1 protein-coding gene is annotated in these 261 nt (G+C 37.2%); it reads right to left on the reverse strand.

The features are described 5' to 3' along the window. Positions 1 to 58: 58 nt before the first annotated feature. A partial coding sequence (locus R0J88_RS21145) for a PadR family transcriptional regulator (protein ID WP_410901049.1) occupies positions 59 to 261 on the reverse strand: 203 nt, incomplete at its 5' end.

Raw genomic sequence — 261 nt, forward strand, 5'->3', positions numbered from 1 at the left:
GGCTATATCAGATCTCATTTTTTCTGGAAGTCGGCGTGTCACTTCTTGAATGTATAAATCAATTAACTTCATTTTCCTCATCCTCCCTTAAGATTGTATACAGTTCTTTTGAAATCTTCATCCATTCTTCTTTCAGTTGTAAAAAAATGTCCAACCCATAATCACTTAAAACATAATACTTCCGCGGTCTACTCTCCGACGTATCCCAACTGCTCGTCACCAATTTTTGTTTTTCGAGTCTGCGAAGTAATGGATAAAGCG

This window comes from Pseudoalteromonas sp. SIMBA_162 (genome assembly GCF_046535955.1).
Lineage (GTDB): Bacteria > Pseudomonadota > Gammaproteobacteria > Enterobacterales > Alteromonadaceae > Pseudoalteromonas > Pseudoalteromonas marina.